The following is an 18981-nucleotide window of genomic DNA, read 5'->3' as shown; positions in this document are numbered from 1 at the left end:
GTTCGCGATGCTCGACTTCGCCGGCACACTGCACGATTGGTTCGTAGACGGACGACCGTTCGGTGTGGCCACTGTCGTGGCGACCTCAGGCAGCGCGGTGCGGGACGTCGGTGCGGTCATGGCCGTCGACGCCGGTGGTACCGCTCTCGGCGGGGTGTCCGGCGGATGCGTCGAAGGTGCAGTGTTCGATGCGGCAGTGTCGGCGGCGACGGGTGGACTCGTCGACCGCCTGAGGTTCGGCGTCGCGGCCGACGACCCGTTCGCCATAGGCCTCACCTGCGGCGGAACGGTCGACGTTGTGGTCGACAGGGTCGATCGAGACAGTCGCCCGCACTACGCAGAACTGTTGGCGCGAATAACATCGCGATCGTCGGTTGCCGAGGTCACGGTCGCCTCCGGTGCTGCGGGCGGACACCTCGTGGTGACTGCCGACGGTTCGTCCGGCTCCATCGGACACCCGGTGCTCGATGAGCGAGCTGTATCGCTCGCTCGGGTGATGTTGTCGGACGGTGCAAGTGGACTGCGGGAAATCGACGTCGACGACGACATCGTCGAGGTCTTCGTGCGATCGTTTCGGGCCCCACCGCTCCTGATCGTCTTCGGCGCGCTCGATCTCGCCGACGCCGTCGCCCACGCAGCAACCATCGTGGGCTACCGCACCGTGGTGTGTGATGCCCGGCCGATATTCGCTACGGAGGAGCGCTTTCCGCACGCCGACGAGGTTGTCGTGGCGTGGCCGCACGAGTATCTGACGGCCCAGTGGGACAAGGGGTCGATCGACGACACCACCGCCCTGTGCGTGCTCACACACGATGCGAAGTTCGATGTCCCGTTGCTCGACGTCGCAGTGCGCACCCCTGCCGGTTACATCGGTGTGTTGGGCAGCCGCCGAACGCACGAGGACCGACGTGAACGTCTTGTCGACAGAGGTGTCGGAGAGGACGCGTTCGCGCGGTTGTCGTCGCCCGTCGGTCTCGACATCGGCGGACGCACCCCTGGGGAGACCGCACTGTCGATCGTCGCCGAAATGGTTGCGGTGTCCAACGGGCGATCGGGCGGGCGTTTGCGTGACGGCACCGGTCCGTTGCACGGCAGCGCCGACCGTGGCAGCGAGGCTCAGCGTGGCGCGGTCAACTGCGATACGCGCACTGCGCCGGCAGTTCCCAGCACCAGCACGCCGGTCGCGATGGCGAAGGCGATCGCGTACGAATCGCCGATTGCGGGCGCAACCACCAATGGACCCACCACTTGTCCGACGCCGTAGACGGTAGTCAGTGTCGCCGCGGTACGGCCGATGGGAAGTGATTGCGCTGTGCTCATCGTCAGCATCGTGATGCCCATGAACGTTCCCCCGAACAACAACGCTGAACATACGGCGGCAAGGGTGTTCCCGGTCAGTGCGGGAAGCACTGCGGCCACGGTCTGCAATGCGAACGCTGCTACCAGAGCTTCGCGCAGGCTGGTTCGGCGTGCCACCCCTTGCCACAGCACCGTCGCCGGCACCGCAGCCAATCCCACGCCGATCCACACCGCTGGACCCACCGACGTGCTGCCGTGGCCACCGACCGCTGCCACGAGAAACGTGCCGACGACGATGTAACCGAGGCCCTCGAGGAAGTACGCGACGAGCAATGTCCGCCACACCGCGCGGGTTCCGGCGTTCACCTCGCCCGCCTCGGACCGCCCTGCAGGCTCGGGGTGTACCCGAAGCGTCCACGCCGGGGCGACGAGCACCGCAGTCAGTATCGCCGAGCACAACCACAGCGCCTCCCACGACAGATGTGGTCCGGCGAGCAACGTCAGAATGCCGGACGCTGCAATACCTGCACCGACGCCGCCGAACGCGATTCCTGGTGACGCCCCGTCGGCTCTGTGCTTGGTGACGGTGCTCGCGCAGGCGATGAACACCGCGGCACTCGCCAGGCCGGCCAGGAACCGCAGCGCCGAAAACGTTGCGGTGGAATGCACTGCAGCCATCGCCATTTCGCTTGCGATGAGCACGAGCGTCCACAGCCTGAACGACGTCGTCGTATTGATCGACGGGCGCACCGACAACACGATCGCGCCGACGAGGTAGCCGGCATAGTTCGCGGTTGCGATGACGGCACCGCTGCTCGGGGTCACCTCCGCCGCGTCGACCATGATCGGTAGCAGCGGCGTGAACACGAATCGCCCGACGCCCATCGCGGCCGCGAGTCCGGCCGCGGCAGCGAACGATAATCGACGGCCGTTCATTGCGATCGCCCTCCTAAGTCGTTAGCCGCGCCAACGGTACGCGTTGGATTCCAGTCTCATCGAACCGAGCAGCAGGGAACCGATCGCACCACCGGTGCGTCCAATACCTGATACCGACTGTGGGGGGACGCATGAGTGAGACGAAGTACACCGACGCAGAACGACCTATCTGGGTCCCGTACTGGCCGAACACTTTGGGCCGCCTGTGGCAGGCCGTCATCGCGATTGTCGCGGTGGTAGGCATTGCGATCTATCGCGGACGGCTCGAGGTGCAAGGAGGCGACAATGGGCACACGATCGGATCGATCGCTCTACTTGCCCTCATGGCCTGCGTTTGGATCGGCGTCAACGACAACGTGATTCGATGGGTAATCCCCGTCCGATTCGTTCGGCGCGTCGAGGACCACGCGCTCGGTAGCGGCGTCTCCATTCCGCCTCGGACCGCCAAGCTCTGGTTGATCACGGTCGCGTCCATCTCGGTATCAGGAATGGGGGTCGCCCTGTCGAAGAGTGACGTGTTCGGCGCGGCCGGTATGCCGATTGCTGGAATTGCCATCGTTGTACTGGTGGCGACGCTCGGCTTCCGCAGCAGCGTCGAACTGCGTTTGTTCGCGGACGGATTTGTCAGACGCAGACGGTCGTGCGTGTTCTTCTTTCCGCGCACTCACGACATCCTCGTGCGCTGGGACGATGTGGAGCAGTACGAGGCCTCGACGTACCGAACGTCAGAGAAGCGGGGGAGTGGGTTCACCGAGCCCGTGCTGTATGTCCGAGCGACTGGGCTCGATATCGAGCGTCCCCGCGACCGGCTGGATCAACCGGACCGGATGGCGATTCGCATCCATTTGCTCGCAGCCGAGCCGAATGCCGTTCTGGCATTGATGAAGTGGTGCACCGACGGCCCGGTCAACCGGATCCGCATGACCGGCTACGACTCACCCAACCTGCTGGTGCCACCACCGCTTCGTGAGCGCCTGGAACTGTCGCGGTCCTAGCTTCGGCACGGAACCGATCACGGGCTCGCTGCGTCAAACCCGATGACGCCGATTCACCGGGCGTCGATACGGTGCGACTCGGGGGAGCGTCATGACAGTGAATGTGGATCCATCGATCCTGCGGCAGTTCTCGAATGTGCTGTCGGGAACGGGGGAGGTGATCGCCGAGTTGGACACCCTCGCCCCGTTCCGAGCATCCGAGAATGCGCTGCAGGGTACCGACTTTCGCGCAGCGTGTGCGGCAGCGTCCGCAGCGGCTGCGGGAGCTGTTGCCGCTCTGGCAGGCCGAGCCGAATGCGTTGCGGACATCGCCCGTGGTGTCGCGCAGAACTACGAGATCACCGACGACGACCTTGCCCGCCGCCTCGCTGCGATGGACCAGCCGAAATGACCCCGACCGTGCCGCACGTCGCCGGCTGGGAGCCGCAGTCGATGCGCAAGACGATGATCGAACTGGCCGAGATAGTCGAACGCGTCAACGGCCAACGAACCGGGGTCTTGGAAGAGCAGGACACACTGGCCGAGACGTGGACCGGCGAGGCGGCACGCGCCGCAGCCGATCGCGTGGTGGCCGAATGCTCCCGGATGAGCTCCGTCTGCAGTGAAATCGACTCGCTCGGAGCCGCATTCGAAGGTGCGGCCGACATCGTCGAGGCCGCCCAAGCGCACGTGCGGGCTCAGGTGTCCGCGGCTACGACGAGCGGGTTCGCGGTACGGGCCGACGGTGTGGTGAATCCCGAAGGGATGATCGCGCTGATCCCAGACAGCCTGGGTGAAGAGAAGACACGTCGAGCCGACGAACTCCGTTCTGCAGCATATCAATTGACCCAGGACATCCAGAGTGCTCTGCGCCAGGCCGAGAGTGTCGCTCTCGACGCTGCGCAGCAGCTGGCCGAGCCCACCGAGCGGTTGACCGCGCTCGCCCTCGACAATCCCACCGGAAAGTTCGTCGAGAACCCGGACGGGTCGTTCTCCTGGATGCCGGACTGGCCGTCGACCATCGCAGCGTCGGTCGTCGGAGGCATGGCCGCCGTGACGAGGCGGGCGCTGGAAATACCCGGTGTCGAATCCGTCGACGACGTTGCCAAGAACATCGGACGCGGGCTCGGGGTCTTCGGAGTCGTTGCCGGTGCGATTCCCGGAATTGCGGGAAAAATCGACGAGGGCGTGAACCCGGCCGAGGCCGTGATCGTCGAGGCGACGCCGATAGTCGCGGGAGCAATTACGACCTGGGCGTTCGGAGCCGTGGGTGGCATGGCGGGTTCCATTTTTCCGGGGCCCGGCACGGTGGCCGGCGCTGCTGCCGGGATCGCACTGGGCCAAGTCGTCAGCTACGGCGTGGAGAAGTTGTTCGAGGCGGCAGGAAAATGAGCGAGATCAGAGACGATCGCACGCCCCAGACCGAGGACGTGCTGCGTAAGAGCCTGGTAGCGCAGAAGTATCCATTGTGGGTGCGGACGTGGCGCAGTGTTCACCTGGGTTGGCTGGTAGCTCTCGGGGTTTCGTCTGCAGTCCTTGCCGCGACGATCAAGGCTCCGGTTCTCCTGTTCGGGACGCTTTCCGGGGAGACCGTTCTCCTCGTGTCGCCGCTGGTGCTCGCGGTGCTGATATCGCTCACAGCGGCCGTGGTGTTGTCCGGCATCGGGTCTGCGCGGCTGTCGCTGTTCGTGCGACCGGTGACTGTCGCCGGAGTCGGCCGAGGCGTGGCAGTGCCGGGGCGGGGGACTGTGTTGTATCGCAGCGGAATACTCGCATTCGCGTTGGTGTCCGGCCTGTCCTACATCCACTGGGGAGGAGACGCACGGGTAAGTACAACGCGTCACGACCTGGGCGTCGTAGTCATGTCGCACTTCGGCGCTCCGATATGTCTGCTGTTTTTCGCACTGAGTGTGCTCGTCGTCAATCGGACCCGAATTTCGCTGCATCCCGATGGCCTCGTGGAGGAGATCTACCGGCGCCGCGGATGGAAGGCCACCACTGCAATCACGGTTGTCCCGTGGGACGGGATCGTCGAGCTGCAGCCGCGGACGCATCCGAATCCTGCGGTATCGCATTCACATTGGTACCCCACCATCCGAGTCGTGTATCGCGACCCTGCCGGTGGAACGGATCAGGTGCTGGTCCTGATGGCGTGCGAGAAGAAGGTCGAGCCCAACGCGCTGCTGTCCGTACTGCAGTGGTGTCGGGACAATCCCTGGGGCCGTGCGCAGCTTGCCCATGACGACGCGCGAGAGCTACTGCGCCCGCCTCGATTCCTCGATCGCATCGAAGCAGACCGAGCGGCGTCGATGTCGGGTCGACGGGACGTCCAGTGACAACTCGGGAACAATCGATGCAGGGCGTTCTGCAACAGCGTGGTGTCGAGCTCGCGCCCGTACATCTCGACGAATGCGCAAGGTTCGGTCTGGAGCTCCCTGCGCTGCCGGGGTGGGATCTCGTTCCTGCGCATCTGTTTCCGCACGCCACCGCGGTGCTGTGTTCTCCGGCAGATGCGGTCGACGGGTTCGTTCCCAACGCGGCAGTCTTGACCGGAAAGTTGACGCGGTCACTCGATCCGCAGACCCTGCTGGCTTGTGGGTTCGGCGACTCCCGGGCACTTCCGGAATGGATCGACGTCAGCTACGACCGTGACCCGTTCTGCGGTCTACCGTCCGTTTCGATTGCGGGTAGGTACGACTGGGACGGTCGGACGCTGTTCGCTCGGACTAGGTATGTCGTGGTCCACCACATCGTCGATCAGTACCTCGTCCAATTGACGGTCACCTTGCCGGAACGGGGCAGGTCTCGATTGGCGTGGGCAGCAGACGAATTCGTGGACGAAGTTCGTATCGGGCATCGATAGCTCACGCAGGGATCTGTTGTACCACCGCAGCGACGGCCTCTGCCTGGTCTGCGATACGAGGGCCCCATCGACTCGACAGGTCCTCGTCCATCGGGAAGATCCGGCCGTCGCGGACGGCGGTCATCGATCCCCAACCCGGTCGTGACGAGACGGAAGCGGCTGTGACGCCACAGCATTGGGCGTCGGCAAGAAACACCACATCCGGGTTCGACGTGATCACGGCCTCGGCGGCGAGCTGTGGGTAGTCGCCGGCGTCGGAACCGTCGGCGATGCTGGTGAGTCCGAACAGACCGTAGATCTGCCCGACGAAGCTCGCACTCGTCACCGTGTACAACGTGTCGTCGAGTTCGTGGAAGTACGTCAGCGGCGCCTCGCGGGTCGGGACGCTCGCGACGGCTGCATCGATCCGGTCACGAGTCCGGGATACGACGGCATCGCCGTCGGCGTCGTGGCCGGTGGCGTCCGCGACGCGCTCGATCTGCGAGTAGGCATCATCGAGGCTCGTCGCGGCAGGCAGCACCAGCGTCGGAACGCCTGCCTCGGCCAGTGTCGACGTCACGAGGCCCAGGTCGGTGGAGGCGATCACCAGATCGGGGTCGTACGCCACGATCGCTTCGAGGCTCGGGGTGAACGCCGACAACCCTGTCTTCGGAGCATCGGCGGGGAAGTCCGATTGATCGTCCACGGCCACCACCTGGTCGCCCGCCCCGACGGCGTACAGCGTCTCCGTCGCGGTCGGGCTCAGCGACACGATCTTCTGTGGAGCAGCGTCGATGGTGACCGAGCCGCCGTCCGAGCCGGATGTGATCGTCCTCGGAAACTCGCCACTCGCCGCGGGCGCCGAATCGGCGGCGGGTGGCGTGTCCGTTTCCTGCGTGCTGCATCCCGCCGCTACGAGCGCGACGACCGCGAACCCGGCTGAGATCATTCGTGCCGATCGACGCTGCACTGCCACTCCTGTGTTGTCCGGTGTCTCTTCGAACGTCAACACTATCGGGGCGCGGTCAACGCCCCAGGCTCCGTGCCAAGTACCTACCGGTGTGGGTGTCCGAGGCCACCAGCTCGTCGACCGTGCCGGTGAAGGTGATCAGCCCGCCGTTGTGGCCGCCGTCGGGACCTAGATCGATGATGTGATCCGCCGCGGCGACGACGTCGAGGTTGTGTTCGATGACGATCACCGACCTGCCCTCGTCGACCATCCCGGACAGCAACGCGATCAAGTTCGACACATCCGACGGGTGCAGTCCCGTCGTCGGTTCGTCGAGCACCAGCACCGAAGACGACCCGATCAGCTCGGTGGCGAGTTTGAGACGTTGCCGTTCGCCGCCGGACAGTGACGACAAGTTCTGCCCGAGCGAGAGGTAGCCGAGTCCGACGTCCCGGCAGCGGCGCAGAATGTCTCGAATCTTTTTGACCTCGAAGAAGTCCTGCGCATCCTCGACGGACATCTCGAAGATGTCGGCGATGCTGACGCCGTCGACGGTGTGCCGGATGGCCCCGGAGCGGAAGCGCCTGCCCTGGCACGTCTCGCAGGTACTCGTCACGGGATCGGTGAATCCGAGTTCGGTGAAGGTGACACCGCTGCCCTGGCAATCGGGGCACGCGCCGTCCGAGTTGGGGGAGAACAGCGACGGCGGTTGCCCGGTCTTCTTGGCGAAGTACGCGCGGATCGGATCGAGCAGACCGGTGTAGGTCGCAGGGGACGAACGGCGTGAGCCCCGGATCGGTGCCTGGTCGATGACAACGGCGTCGGGCGCGGCCTCGCGCAGATGACCGTGGATGAGGCTCGACTTTCCGGAACCGGCGACACCGGTGACGGCTGTCAGTACCCCGAGCGGGATGTCGACGCTGACATCGCGCAGGTTGTGGGTGGTGGCACCGGAGATGCTCAGCCAGCCCGAAGGCGCACGGGGACTGCGTATCTCGGCGTCATCACGCCGGAGCGCAGAACCAGTCCTGGTGTCGGCTCGGCGGAGCTCGTCGAAGGTTCCCTCGAACACCACTGTGCCACCGGACTTTCCGGCACCCGGTCCGATCTCGACGATGCGGTCGGCGATGGCCATCACTTCGGGGTCGTGCTCGACGACGAGGACGGTATTGCCCTTGTCGCGCAGCGCGAGCAGCATGTCGTTCAGGCGGTGGACGTCGCGAGGATGCAAACCGGTCGTCGGTTCGTCGAAGACGTAGAGCATGTCGTTCAGCGTGGCTCCGAGGTGACGAACCATCTTGATGCGCTGGGATTCACCACCCGAGAGCGAGGACGTCGCTCGGTCCAGGCTCAGGTAGCCCAGGCCGAGATCGACGAGCCTGGTCAACTGCGTGACGATTTCGGTGGTGACGGAGTGCAGGCCCTTGATGTCCCATTGTTCGATACGGTCGGCTAGTTCGGAAACCTGCATGGCGAACGCGTCGGGCAGGGAAAGTCCTTCGAGAGTGGCACCGCGGATGGTGTCGTTGTAGCGGGAACCGCCGCAGGCCTCGCAGACGCCGCGCGTGACGATGCGCTCGAACGCGGCTTTCGCCTTGCCCTTGAGCGCATCTGCGTCCTTGGCGAGGTAGCTTCGGCGGAACCTCGACACGATGCCCTCGTAGCTCTTCATGACGGCGTCGGGATTGGTCACCTCGACCTCGCCGGGCTTGGCGTCGAAGAAGAGGTGACGCTCGCGCGCCGAGTACTGCTCGATCGGGACGTCGAGATCGAACAGGCCCGAGTCGGCGAACACCCGGTACGGCCATTTGCCGACCTCGAAGTCGGGATGCTTGAACGGGCCCTCGCGCAACGACTTCGACTCGTCCACCAGTTCGCCGAGGTCGACGACCTTCGCCTCGCCGAGCCCCTCGCATTCGAGACACATCCCGGCGGGGTCGTTGAACGAGAAGGCGTTGGCGTAGCCGATGCTCGGCGTGACGGCGCGGGACCACAGCATGCGCAGCCAGTCTCCGATGTCGGTGATGGTGCCGACCGTCGACCTCGGACCACCGAACAGTCGCTTCTGATCGACGATGACGACGGCCGACAGGTTCGCGATCAGATCTGCATCCGGTCGGCCATAGGACGGCAGAAACGTCTGCGCGAACGCGGTGAACGTGGAGTTGATCTGCCGCTGGGCCTCGGCAGCGATGGTGTCGAACACCAGTGACGACTTGCCCGACCCGGAGACGCCGGCGAACACGACCAGCGAGCGTTTCGGCAGATCCAGGTCGACGTCGCGCAGATTGTTCTCCCGGGCTCCACGCACGACGATCGTGGACAGTTCTCGTTCGGGTGTCGTTCGTTCGTCGGCAATCTTCGGCTGGACTGCGTTCATCGCTTTGGCCACCTTTCGCTGCCCCGACGATGGTTCGCCCTGGGCCGACGCAGTCTACCGTACAGCGTACGGAAACGATGTGAGACGCTTCCGAAGTAACAGACTCCTTGGTCTGGCGATGTCATATGGGCATCGACCGACGGTGAGCGTCGGTCCTACCGAGAGGCTTTCATGTCGAGCAATACCCGGTTCACCGTGCGATCGGCCATCGTGCTTGCGATGTCCGCTGTAGCCCTTGCGGGCTGCGGATCGGATAGCCCGAGTGAGTCCGATGTCCGAACCGAGGTCCGTACGGTCACGGTCGAGGCGACCGCAGCCGCGCCGACCTCGGCCGCCATAACCGGCGCCCCAAGTGCCGCCGCGTCCGAGCCGGTCGTAACCCAATCGCCCGCGCCGGAGCCGGTCCTCGTCGCAATGCCTCCGGTTGTGTGTATGAATCTGCAGTCTGCGCAGAACGCGATCCAGGCGGCCGGTGTCTTCTACTCCCGCAGCGCTGACGCGTCGGGGGAGGGCCGGATGCAGGTCAACGATTCGAACTGGATTGTCGTCGAACAGGATCCGGCTCCCGGTGTCCTCATCGGCGAGGGCGAAGCCGTGCTGTCGGCAGTCAAGATCGGAGAACCGAACAACTGTTGACGGATTTTCAGCTCGGCAGGCGGTGTCGAGCTTCCGACTCGGCCTCGCTGCCGGGGGTGCTGTAGGCGAGGTGCCCGCCGATGAGTCCGCCGAGTCCTGCGGCTGCGAGGCCGGCCGCCGCCAGAGCTTTGGCGACTCCGTCGGTCTGCTTCCGGCGACGGAGGTAGGAGCCCAGAAAGAGGAACACCCCGGTTGCGTTCGATGCCGCGTGGATGATGCCGACCCGACGCTGAACAGTGTTCATCGTCGACCAGTCGGCCCATCCGGTCGCTATCGCCGGCGGCGCGGACGCGAGACCCAGCGCGACGACAATTTTGGCCGCCCTGGACTGGTTCTTGACTAGATCGAGCGCGACGGCGCTGGTCCAGCTGCCGATGGTCACCGTCACCAGCGCGGGGTGGATGGGGTGCCCGATCCACCGGCCGTGCAGCGCTGATCCGACGGCACTGTCCGCTACCGCAGGTGCAAGTACGCCATGGATCGCGTCGCTGGGTCCGTCGAGAAACGAGGCAGTCTCGAGACTGTCGAGTGCTTGTTTGATTGTCATGCAACACCGAATGCCCCGTGATCGGCGAGCGAACCATCGACGTCGAAGTCGAGGCAAAAAGCTTGGACGCCCTATAACGTCGTTGTCATGACGAACGGCACCCGAGTCAGCACCGTCGACGGCGTTCTGCGCAGGTCGGCGGCGAAATTTCCCGACCGTCCGGCTGTGACGTTCGAAGGCCGCAGCCATAGCTACCGCGAGCTCGACACTGCCGTGACGCGGGTCGCCCGTCGGTTGATCGCGATGGGCTTGGACAAGGGTGACCGGGTGGCGGCGTACGGCGTCAACTCCGACGCGTACGTGGTGGCATTTCTTGCCTGTGCGCGAGCAGGATTGGTGCACGTGCCCATCAACTACGCACTCGTGGGCGACGAGCTGCTGTATCTGCTCGATCAGTCGGGCGCACGGGCAGTGCTCGTCGACCCGGAATTGTCGAACACGCTCGATTCCGTTCGGAGCGGTACCGCCGTCGAGTTCGTGGTGTCGCTTCCGGATCTGCTCGACCCTGCCGGGGATGATTCGGTCCTCGAGCCGGCCGCGGACTCCGCGGACCTGGCGCAGTTGCTCTACACCTCCGGCACGACGTCGAAACCGAAGGGCGCGATGATGTCTCACGGCGCGCTCGTTGCCGAGTACGTCTCGTGTGTGATCGCTCTGGGGTTCACTGAAGACGACGACCCGCTGTTGGTGATGCCGATGTACCACTCGGCGGGGATGCACGTGTTCATGCTGCCGTATCTGTCGGTCGGGGCGACCGTGCGACTGATGCGCAAGCCCGACGTCGCGGAGATTCTGCGGCGGATCGAGGACGAGAAGATCAAGTCGTTGTTCCTGGCCCCGACGGTGTGGGTTCCGCTCGCCAATCATCCCGACCTCGATTCTCGCGATCTCTCGTCGCTGAAGAAGGCTCAGTACGGGTCGTCGATCATGCCCGTCACGGTGTTGACCCGGCTGCGTGAGCGATACCCGGACATCGAGTTCTACAACTGCTTCGGACAATCCGAAATCGGTCCGCTGGCAACGGTTCTGCAGCCGTCCGAGCACGAGGCCAGACCGGCGTCGTGTGGTCGTGCGGTGTTCTTCGTCGAGACCCGCGTTGTCGACGCGGACGGTAACGATGTGCCGGACGGCGAGCCCGGTGAGATTCTCTACCGCTCGCCTCAATTGTGCGACGGTTACTGGGACAAGCCGGAGGCGACGGCGGATGCGTTCTCGGGTGGGTGGTTCCATTCGGGTGATCTGGTGACTCGGGACGCCGAGGGGTTCATCACGGTCGTCGACCGGATCAAGGACGTAATCAACACGGGCGGGATTCTGGTTGCTTCTCGTGAGGTCGAGGACGCGATCTACACGCACCCCGCCGTTGCCGAGGTTGCGGTGATCGGGACACCGGACGACAAGTGGATCGAGGCGGTGACTGCTGTCGTCGTGCTCAAGGACGGAAGTGAGGTGTCGGCGCAGGAGTTGATCGACCACGTGAAGGGCAAGATCGCGCCGTTCAAGGTGCCGAAGACCGTCACTTTCCTGGACGAGTTGCCCCGCAACCAGAGCGGAAAGTTGCTCAAGCGCGCGTTGCGCGCCTGAGTTGTTCAGGCTGCTCGCTGTTTTCGTCGGTGGTAGCTGGGGAGGGGTTGCTGTCTGGGGTCGACGGATTCGGGTGGGATGGCGTAGGGGTGTCCGTCGTCGCCCATGATGAGCTGCCAGTCGCCGTGGTGGATGAGGCGGTGGCATTCTCCGCAGACCAGCGCGAGGTTGATCAGGTCGGTGCGGCCGCCGTGTTCCCAGAATTTGATGTGGTGGGCTTGGCACCACTGGGCGGGGCGGCCGCATATGACGCAGCAGGTGTCGCGGATGGTCAGGGAGATGCGTTGGTCGTCGCTGGCGAGTCTGGTGGTTCGTCCGAGTGCGAGTGGTACGCCGTGGTGGTCGACGATGACGGGGGTCAGGTCGGCGTCGCAGGTGACCAGCTCGGCGAGGAAGCGACTGATGGGGCCGGTCCAGTCGAGGTGGAACGGCCAGTCCGCGTCGCCCGGCTCGGGCACAGACTTCTGCCCGCCGTTACTGTCACCGCCACGACGGGCCGCGGCATCGCCGCGAGGACCAGCGTCGCCCGGCCCGGACACAGATTCTTGCCCGGCACCACCACATCCGGATGTCGCATCGCCGCGAGCATCGATATCCCCTCGAGCCACTCCATCCGGACGCGAGCCGTTGCTGTCGCCGCCGTTCGAGGAACCATTCGAGACCGAACCATTGTTGCCCGAATCCGTTGCCCCGCTATCGGATTGCTTATTACCGCCGTGGGCGAGCAAGTCCCGCAGGGGAACGATCAGGTGCACTGACGCCCGCGACCCGCCCGCCGACCCACGAGTGCCGCCGCGGAGGTGTCGGTCGAGGACCTGATCTAATGCATCGGCCCGGCGCTTCGACGGGCTGCGTGGGTCGCGCTCGCCGCCGGGACCTGGCCGCGGTGCCGTCAACGGCGACAGAGCGGTGAGAAGCTTCTCGGCGAGCAACCGGTCGATGTCGCCACCGAACTGGAAGCGGCCGTTGGCCAGAGCATGCAGGTCGAACCGGTTCAGTGCCGGGTTTTCCGACACCGGTCGCGGTGCGGGTGTCGGTGGAACAGGCTCGGGCGCAGGCGGTTCCGGATCTGGCAGCCGGCCGGTAGAGGTCGCAGCATCATCTCTCTGCCCCTCCTGATCATGACGCTCGAGTTCCTGCTGTTCCTGCTCTCGGCGTTGTTTCTCGGCTTTCGCGTGTCTCGCTCGGGCGTCGTCGGCGGCCGCATGCGCCAAAGCCTGCGCGCGGGAGGTCACCTGCCCCGCGGTGTTGCGCATCGCGGTGTCGAGCAATTCGTCGACAATTCCGTCGCGGCGGTCCTGATCCAACGTCGGGTCGGCCACCAGCACGACGTCGTATCCCTCAGCGATGGCGGCGGCGTGCGCGGCATGGATGCGGCCATCGGCGAGGGCGTCGAGCACCGTGGGGTGATCGAACAGCCAGTACCCCAGTGCGTTCTGGCGGGCGGCTGACCCGTCGGTGATCCGCACCGACTTCGCGTACCAGCGGGTGACGGACGAGTGCCCGAGTTTCATCGCTAAACCGCGGCGGTCTATCTCGGCGAGCAACATCAATCTCTGTGCTGCGAGGGCGTTTTCGAGGGAGTTCACGTCAGCAAGCTCGGAGACCAACTCCTGGTCCCCGAGCCCGAACACATCCCCCCATGTCTTCACCCCACGAAAGCTATACCCACCCACCGACAGGTTTCCGTCAACGCTTCCAGCGGATCCGGATCGGTCCCTTTGCGGTCGAGGGATCTATGACCGACCCCTTCTGGGTGATCTCGACTTCGCCGGCGTCGACCATACGTCGGGCCGCGCGGCGAACGGGCTCCATCAAGTCGCGCCAGGCGTCGTCGGACAGGGCTCGTGCGATGTCCGAGGGGCAGATCGTCGCGTCGCGTGATCGGGCGTCGAGCAAGGATCGGATTTTGTCTTCGAGTTCCTTGTCGGTTGCACTCACTTTGCGCCGCCGGCAGGTGTCGCTGCAGTACTTGACGTCATCCCAGTTCTTCTCCCATTTCTTGCGCCACTCGATCCGCCGACCGCACGACGCGCACACCTTGTCTGCGGGGTGCGCGGCGGAGGGACGACGGGAGTGGGCCACAGATCGACAGTAACCTCGTTGCCCGGGGCTTCGCCGCTCTCGGAGCGAAACTATCCTGTTTGCATGGCGATTCGACCGATCCTGGTTGCCGGTGATCCCCGGCTGACAACTCCGGCAACTCGCGTGACGGTGTTCGACGACGAGCTCGAAGCGTTGGTCGAGGACATGTTCGAGACCAATACGGCTGCACCCGGTGCGGGTCTGGCGGCCAACCAGATAGGCGACCCACGTTCGGTCTTCGTCTACGACCTGCGGGACGGCGGGGTCCGTCATCGCGGACACGTGATCAACCCGGTGCTCCAGACCTTAGGGATTCCGGAGACGATGCCCGACCCGGAAGACACCGAGGGATGCCTGTCCGTGCCGGGGGAGCTGTTTCCGACCGGGCGTGCTCAGTGGGCCCGTGTCACAGGTGTCGATGTGGAGAACAACCCGGTGACGGTGGAAGGCACGGGCTATCTGGCGCGGTGTCTGCAGCACGAGTTCGACCATCTGGCCGGGCTCCTCTACCTCGACCGCCTCCTCGGCCGCCACCGACGTGCGGCGAAGAAGATGATCAAGGAGAGGGGGTGGGTCGGGCCGGGCAACAGTTGGTTGCCTGGGGCCGACGCGCATCCGCTCGGACTGTGATTGCGGCTGTGCCTTATCCGACGGTCAGAACGGGTTGTACACGTAGAGCATCCGGTAATTCCATTCCGACGATCCGGCCGGAATGCGGATGTCGGTGAGCGCGTGGCCGTTCTGAGTGCACCAGGTGCGGGCATGGAACGAGGAACAGTCGATTTGCCGGCTGGTGCCGAATGGGCTGACGATCAATGACTTCTCGCTCGCGCTGCTGTAGGCCGCGGGGTCGAATGCGTTGACGAAGCTCGAAGTGGAGTCTTTGGGGCCGAACGGGTTGTCGTCGGGCGCGGCGGATGCCGTCGGTGCGGCGAGCACCGCCACGCCGATCGTCAGTGCAGCGCCGGCGAGGATATTCTTCAGCATGGTGACTCCGTTCGTTTCGAGCACGAAAACCCGGTGCTCGGTGATCGGCAGCAACGGACCGCGCGTTACGGGTCGCCCTCGGCGTCGAGCCCGGCACACTGGAGCGATGACTCGTATGGAAGCTCCCGCCGTAGCCCAACTACTCGGTCGGCGTCTCGCCGTGTGGGGCGGTGTGAGTGTGCTTGCCGGAACGGTGTTGGCGGCCCGCGGTTCGTCGCCTGCCCGTCGTGCATTCGGCCAACAGACGGCGGGTTGGGGTGCGATCGACGTGGCGATCGCCGGGGCGGGAGCGCTCAACTCCTCGGTCCCGACGTCGAAGAGTTTGAGCAAGTTGCTGTGGATCAATGCCGGGCTCGACGTGCTCTACGTCGCGGCCGGTGCTCATATCGCCGTCCGGAAGCCCACCTTCGGCCGCCGAATCACCGCTGACCAGGCGATCGGTCACGGAACGGCGGTCGTCGTGCAGGGAGCGGCTCTGCTCTTGCTCGACACCGCGCACGCCCGCCTGATCGCGCAGTAATCACATAGGTGTCATTCCCATAGCGTTCGATTTGTCAAGCATCGACACGAACTAATTGTTGCGACCTAAGTGTATTTGCGTAACACTCGTCCCATCAGTCACATCCGTATCGTGCTTCACAAGGGGAACGGTGGGTTCGTTCATGCGCTTACGTAGTCGGCATATTGCTGTCGGGGCTGTCCTGGCATTGGCAGTGAGCGGGCTGAGCGCATTGACTGCGCCGACCGTCTCTGCAGAACCGTGCGGCGGTCTGGGTGGGCCGGGCTCCTCACCGCTGTTCGGTTCGTCGGGCAGCGCGGGAATGTCGGGCAAGAACCCGCAGGGACCGCAGGGTCCTCTGCCGCGCATCACCGGGAACACCCAGAGCATCGCCTGGGTCACCGGTCCGCAGAGCGTGAACGACACCTACGACAACCTGGCGATGTCCGGAACCGACCTCGGTATCACCTGGGACAACGGTGCGGGCCAGATCTTGATGGCGTTCGGTGACACGTTCGGTGATTGCTCCTCCGGCAATGCCCAGTGGCGCAGCAATGCACTCTTCCGCTCGGACAAGGCGTCGACGAACTTGTCGCAGGGCATCACGATCAGTCCGGCCGACCCCGCGAATACCACCTCGGGTGCGGTTGTCAGAGCGAACAATCCGCGTTACGCCGCCGAGATCATCTCGAGCGCGAAGCTACCGAGCGTCGAGGACACGACCATCCCCACGGCGGCTATCGCGATCGGCAGCACCCAGTACATCAACTACATGTCGGTGCAGAGCTGGGGCACACCCGGTCGCTGGATCACGAACTACTCGGCGACGGCCAAATCGACCGACAACGGACAGAATTGGACGACGGATCCCAAGACGATCCGCGTCAACAAGGGTGTCACGATCCCCGGCTTCACCAACGTCCACGAAAGCCAGGGCAAGTTTCAGCAGAGCGCCTATGTTCTGGGACAAGACGGTCGGTACCTGTACCAGTTCGGTACTCCCAACGGACGATTCGGCGACGCGTTCGTCTCCCGAGTCGCGCCCGATCAGATCGAGAATCTCGACGCGTACGAGTATTCGACGCAAGACCCCGATCCGGCCAAGCAATGGTCCAAGAACGTCGGCGATACCGTCGCCGTAGTGAAGGGCCCGGTCAGCGAGATGTCGGTGGCGTGGAACGACTACCTCGGCCGGTACGTCATGATGTACGGCAACGAGAACAACCGGACGTTGGTGGCGCGCACGGCGGAAAACCCGGAGGGACCGTGGAGCGAACCGAGGACGATTCTCGACGCCAACCAGACGGCAGGCGGCATCTACGCGCCGTTCATTCACCCGATGTCGAGCGGAAAAGACCTGTACTTCACGGCTTCTCGGTGGTCCGATTACAACGTCATGCTTCTGAAGACGAACCTTGATGCGTTGAAGTGACGCGTCCGGCGGCGGCGTCGAGGTACGCGTCGACGTCCATGTCGATCTCTGCGGACAGCAGTCCACGCCGGATCGTCGAGAGATACTTGCTCGACGGTTCGCCGTGCTCCCGCACGATCGAACTCGTCAGTGTGAGCGCGGGCAGTCCGTCGATGTCCGGAAGCCTTAGCAGCGCATCGTATTTCCCTCTGTATGCTTCACCTCGGCGGTCGATGTCGAGTGCGGCCCACTCGCCGATGCCCAGCGATTCCACAGCCGAGATATCGACGGAATCGACCACGTTCTCCACCGAGGCGACATGCGCCAACTGCACACTGTCGATCAGGTATCCGTGTACCAGAGACGGATACGCGGGATCGGTGTTCAGCGACACGAAGGCCGACGCCCCGGTCCACCGTCGGGACACGCCCGCGAAGTACAGGGCGTGATCGATCCACAACCAGCGTTCCGCCTCGACCTCTTCCGACGAGGGTGCCGGTGGATGCGCCCCGAACTCCGAGCCGTCCTCGGAGCCCGTCAGATAGACGGAGAACCTCTCTCGCAGCAGGTTCGAGCCGTATGCGACGTACCAGAGGCGGTCGGTCACTCGGCCTCGAACAGCTGCCGGTATGCCTCGGCGAGTAGGTCGGCCGCGAGATCGTTGTTGTGTGCCGCTGCGCCCGTTGAGTTTCCGGACCGCATCAGCCGCGCGTTGAGGCCGTACGCGAGATCGTCGAACGTGTCGTCGTCGATGCCGAGATCGACATCCACGTCTTCTTCCAGCAACGCGCCGAGGTCGATCGACCACGACCACACCCGTTCGTCTCGGTACGGCCCACGTCCGGCGCTGACGGTTTCGTTGGAGACCTCGAGCTGCTCGTCGGTCCGGTCGCGCGGAACGTTGGTGTTGATGCGCAGGTCGAGTTCGATCGTGTCGTCGTCGTGCACGATTTCGTCGACTCGCAGGGTCTCGAAGCCGCCGCACGTCAGCGTCAGCAATCGTCGCGGACCGCTGTCGTCCTGTACGTCGGACAGAGCGGTTGTCTGCCAGAGGTATTTCGCGGTGTTGGCCGGGTCGGGGATCGACGAGTTGATGTAGTCGGCCACGATGCTGCGGATGGCGGGGTACGCGATGTGGTCGGACAGTTCCCAGAACTGGCGACGACTGCGTCCCACGGCCGCGTCGAGGAGCGTCGTGCGCTTGGCTCGTTCTTTGGGCAGTGCCGTCTTCACTCCCGGAGCTTCGCCGATCGCGGTGGGCTCCGACGGGCGTTGTCGCAGTGGGTGGAGCTGGGACACGAGATCGGTGAGCTGCTCCAGACGATCTGCGGCACCGGGTGCTACCTCGAGGGCCTCGATGTCGGGCCATATCTCGCGGTCGGCATTCACTCGGGCCGCGAGTGATTCGGAGTAGCCCACGAAGGCCGCGTTGTCTGCGAAATGCAGAACGTAGAGTCCGTTTCGGAGGTCCTTGGCGGCGAAGATCGTGGCGATGGCCCCGGAATCGGTGACGTCGAAGCGTTCGAGGGCGAATCCGTCGGGTGTGGAGGCTGTCGGCATGGCAGTGAATCTACCGACGCGTGCGAGCACCGCCTATTCGTCTCCTGTCCGCATTGTCGCGAATGCGTTCGGTGAGCCATTGAATTAGGCGACCCTACGACAGCCAGGTCGTCAGACTCGTTCTGCGACCGATGATTCCGCATTGTCCGAAGTGTCGGTAAGAGTTTCGCAACCGTCATCGAAATACGAATTCCTGGTGCTATCTTGAGGATTGTCCGTTTCCACCGCTAACGAAACACGCAGGAAACAAGCGGTGTGAACAATGCCGAGAGCAGTGCCGTCGGGCACGGCC

The 18981-nt window shown here is 64.5% G+C and carries 19 protein-coding genes and 2 pseudogenes; 11 read left to right on the top strand and 10 right to left on the bottom strand.

Going from position 1 to position 18981, the window contains the following annotated elements:
• Positions 1 to 7 precede the first annotated feature (7 nt).
• Positions 8 to 1018, top strand: a pseudogene (locus CH285_RS23175) (XdhC family protein); the annotation flags it as partial.
• 98 nt (positions 1019 to 1116) lie between these two features.
• Here the strand turns inward: CH285_RS23175 and CH285_RS23170 are convergent.
• On the bottom strand, positions 1117 to 2235 hold the full coding sequence (locus tag CH285_RS23170; protein WP_094643760.1) for a YbfB/YjiJ family MFS transporter: 1119 nt from the start codon (positions 2233 to 2235) through the stop codon (positions 1117 to 1119).
• Positions 2236 to 2366: 131 nt separating this feature from the next.
• Between CH285_RS23170 and CH285_RS23165 the strand changes: the two genes are divergently transcribed.
• From CH285_RS23165 to CH285_RS23145, 5 genes are all read left to right on the top strand, one after another.
• Positions 2367 to 3230 carry a hypothetical protein gene (locus CH285_RS23165; RefSeq protein WP_094643759.1) on the top strand — a complete coding sequence of 288 codons (864 nt, stop codon included), beginning with the start codon at positions 2367 to 2369 and terminating at the stop codon, positions 3228 to 3230.
• A 91-nt stretch (positions 3231 to 3321) separates the two neighbouring features.
• On the top strand, positions 3322 to 3621 hold the full coding sequence (locus CH285_RS23160; RefSeq protein ID WP_094643758.1) for a type VII secretion target: 300 nt from the start codon (positions 3322 to 3324) through the stop codon (positions 3619 to 3621).
• Positions 3618 to 4601: a hypothetical protein gene (locus tag CH285_RS23155; protein ID WP_094643757.1), complete on the top strand. Its 984-nt coding sequence runs from the start codon at positions 3618 to 3620 to the stop codon at positions 4599 to 4601. Before CH285_RS23160 ends, CH285_RS23155 begins: the two co-directional genes overlap by 4 nt.
• The gene (locus tag CH285_RS23150) at positions 4598 to 5545 is read left to right on the top strand and encodes a hypothetical protein (RefSeq protein ID WP_094643756.1); all 948 of its coding nucleotides are present in this window, start codon (positions 4598 to 4600) and stop codon (positions 5543 to 5545) included. The genes CH285_RS23155 and CH285_RS23150 overlap by 4 nt, the downstream gene beginning before the upstream one ends.
• A 17-nt stretch (positions 5546 to 5562) precedes the next feature.
• The gene (locus CH285_RS23145) at positions 5563 to 6072 is read left to right on the top strand and encodes an LpqN/LpqT family lipoprotein (RefSeq protein WP_141215042.1); all 510 of its coding nucleotides are present in this window, start codon (positions 5563 to 5565) and stop codon (positions 6070 to 6072) included.
• A gap of 1 nt (position 6073) precedes the next feature.
• Here CH285_RS23145 and CH285_RS23140 read toward each other — a convergent pair whose 3' ends face one another.
• Together CH285_RS23140 and CH285_RS23135 are read right to left on the bottom strand one after the other, a co-directional pair.
• On the bottom strand, positions 6074 to 7000 hold the full coding sequence (locus CH285_RS23140) for an ABC transporter substrate-binding protein (protein WP_094643782.1): 927 nt from the start codon (positions 6998 to 7000) through the stop codon (positions 6074 to 6076).
• Between the two features lie 76 nt (positions 7001 to 7076).
• Entirely contained in the window at positions 7077 to 9380 is a 2304-nt protein-coding gene (locus tag CH285_RS23135) for an ATP-binding cassette domain-containing protein (RefSeq protein ID WP_094643754.1), read from the bottom strand.
• Positions 9381 to 9812: 432 nt separating this feature from the next.
• On the opposite strand from CH285_RS23135, the gene CH285_RS23130 reads away from it, so the two are divergent.
• A complete protein-coding gene (locus CH285_RS23130; RefSeq protein WP_045840953.1) occupies positions 9813 to 10016 on the top strand; it encodes a hypothetical protein in 204 nt (67 codons plus the stop codon).
• Positions 10017 to 10023: 7 nt separating this feature from the next.
• Here CH285_RS23130 and CH285_RS23125 read toward each other — a convergent pair whose 3' ends face one another.
• Positions 10024 to 10563, bottom strand: a complete 540-nt coding sequence (locus CH285_RS23125) for a DUF2231 domain-containing protein (protein ID WP_032388485.1) — start codon at positions 10561 to 10563, stop codon at positions 10024 to 10026.
• Between the two features lie 87 nt (positions 10564 to 10650).
• On the opposite strand from CH285_RS23125, the gene CH285_RS23120 reads away from it, so the two are divergent.
• Positions 10651 to 12147, top strand: a complete 1497-nt coding sequence (locus CH285_RS23120; protein WP_094643753.1) for a fatty acyl-CoA synthetase — start codon at positions 10651 to 10653, stop codon at positions 12145 to 12147.
• Between the two features lie 5 nt (positions 12148 to 12152).
• On the opposite strand, the gene CH285_RS28490 is transcribed toward CH285_RS23120, so the two are convergent.
• The 3 genes and pseudogenes from CH285_RS28490 to CH285_RS28480 form a co-directional block, all read right to left on the bottom strand.
• Positions 12153 to 13799, bottom strand: a complete 1647-nt coding sequence (locus tag CH285_RS28490; protein ID WP_255032371.1) for a DUF222 domain-containing protein — start codon at positions 13797 to 13799, stop codon at positions 12153 to 12155.
• A 37-nt stretch (positions 13800 to 13836) separates the two neighbouring features.
• The gene (locus CH285_RS28485) at positions 13837 to 14088 is read right to left on the bottom strand and encodes a DUF3253 domain-containing protein (protein WP_255032375.1); all 252 of its coding nucleotides are present in this window, start codon (positions 14086 to 14088) and stop codon (positions 13837 to 13839) included.
• Positions 14089 to 14103: 15 nt separating this feature from the next.
• Positions 14104 to 14187 (bottom strand): annotated as a pseudogene (locus CH285_RS28480) (DUF2256 domain-containing protein); the annotation flags it as partial.
• Between the two features lie 108 nt (positions 14188 to 14295).
• Here CH285_RS28480 and CH285_RS23100 point away from each other — a divergent pair.
• Positions 14296 to 14862, top strand: a complete 567-nt coding sequence (locus CH285_RS23100) for a peptide deformylase (RefSeq protein WP_094643751.1) — start codon at positions 14296 to 14298, stop codon at positions 14860 to 14862.
• 24 nt (positions 14863 to 14886) lie between these two features.
• On the opposite strand, the gene CH285_RS23095 is transcribed toward CH285_RS23100, so the two are convergent.
• Entirely contained in the window at positions 14887 to 15273 is a 387-nt protein-coding gene (locus CH285_RS23095) for a hypothetical protein (protein WP_255032373.1), read from the bottom strand.
• A gap of 52 nt (positions 15274 to 15325) precedes the next feature.
• Between CH285_RS23095 and CH285_RS23090 the strand changes: the two genes are divergently transcribed.
• Both CH285_RS23090 and CH285_RS23085 read left to right on the top strand, forming a co-directional pair.
• Complete coding sequence (locus tag CH285_RS23090) at positions 15326 to 15739, top strand: DUF6992 family protein (RefSeq protein WP_202902203.1); 414 nt, start codon at positions 15326 to 15328, stop codon at positions 15737 to 15739.
• A gap of 142 nt (positions 15740 to 15881) precedes the next feature.
• Positions 15882 to 17150, top strand: a complete 1269-nt coding sequence (locus CH285_RS23085; protein ID WP_094643779.1) for a DUF4185 domain-containing protein — start codon at positions 15882 to 15884, stop codon at positions 17148 to 17150.
• Here CH285_RS23085 and CH285_RS23080 read toward each other — a convergent pair.
• Both CH285_RS23080 and CH285_RS23075 read right to left on the bottom strand, forming a co-directional pair.
• Positions 17113 to 17736, bottom strand: coding sequence for a hypothetical protein (locus tag CH285_RS23080; RefSeq protein ID WP_094643750.1), 624 nt, complete (start codon positions 17734 to 17736; stop codon positions 17113 to 17115). The genes CH285_RS23085 and CH285_RS23080 overlap by 38 nt on opposite strands.
• Positions 17733 to 18689 carry a hypothetical protein gene (locus tag CH285_RS23075; RefSeq protein ID WP_255032374.1) on the bottom strand — a complete coding sequence of 319 codons (957 nt, stop codon included), beginning with the start codon at positions 18687 to 18689 and terminating at the stop codon, positions 17733 to 17735. The genes CH285_RS23080 and CH285_RS23075 overlap by 4 nt, the downstream gene beginning before the upstream one ends.
• Positions 18690 to 18981 lie beyond the last annotated feature (292 nt).

Source organism: Rhodococcus sp. 05-2256-B1 (genome assembly GCF_002258465.1).
Lineage (GTDB): Bacteria > Actinomycetota > Actinomycetes > Mycobacteriales > Mycobacteriaceae > Rhodococcoides > Rhodococcoides fascians.
Note: the sequence above shows the minus strand (reverse complement) of the source record. Positions and strands in the feature narration are given on the sequence as shown.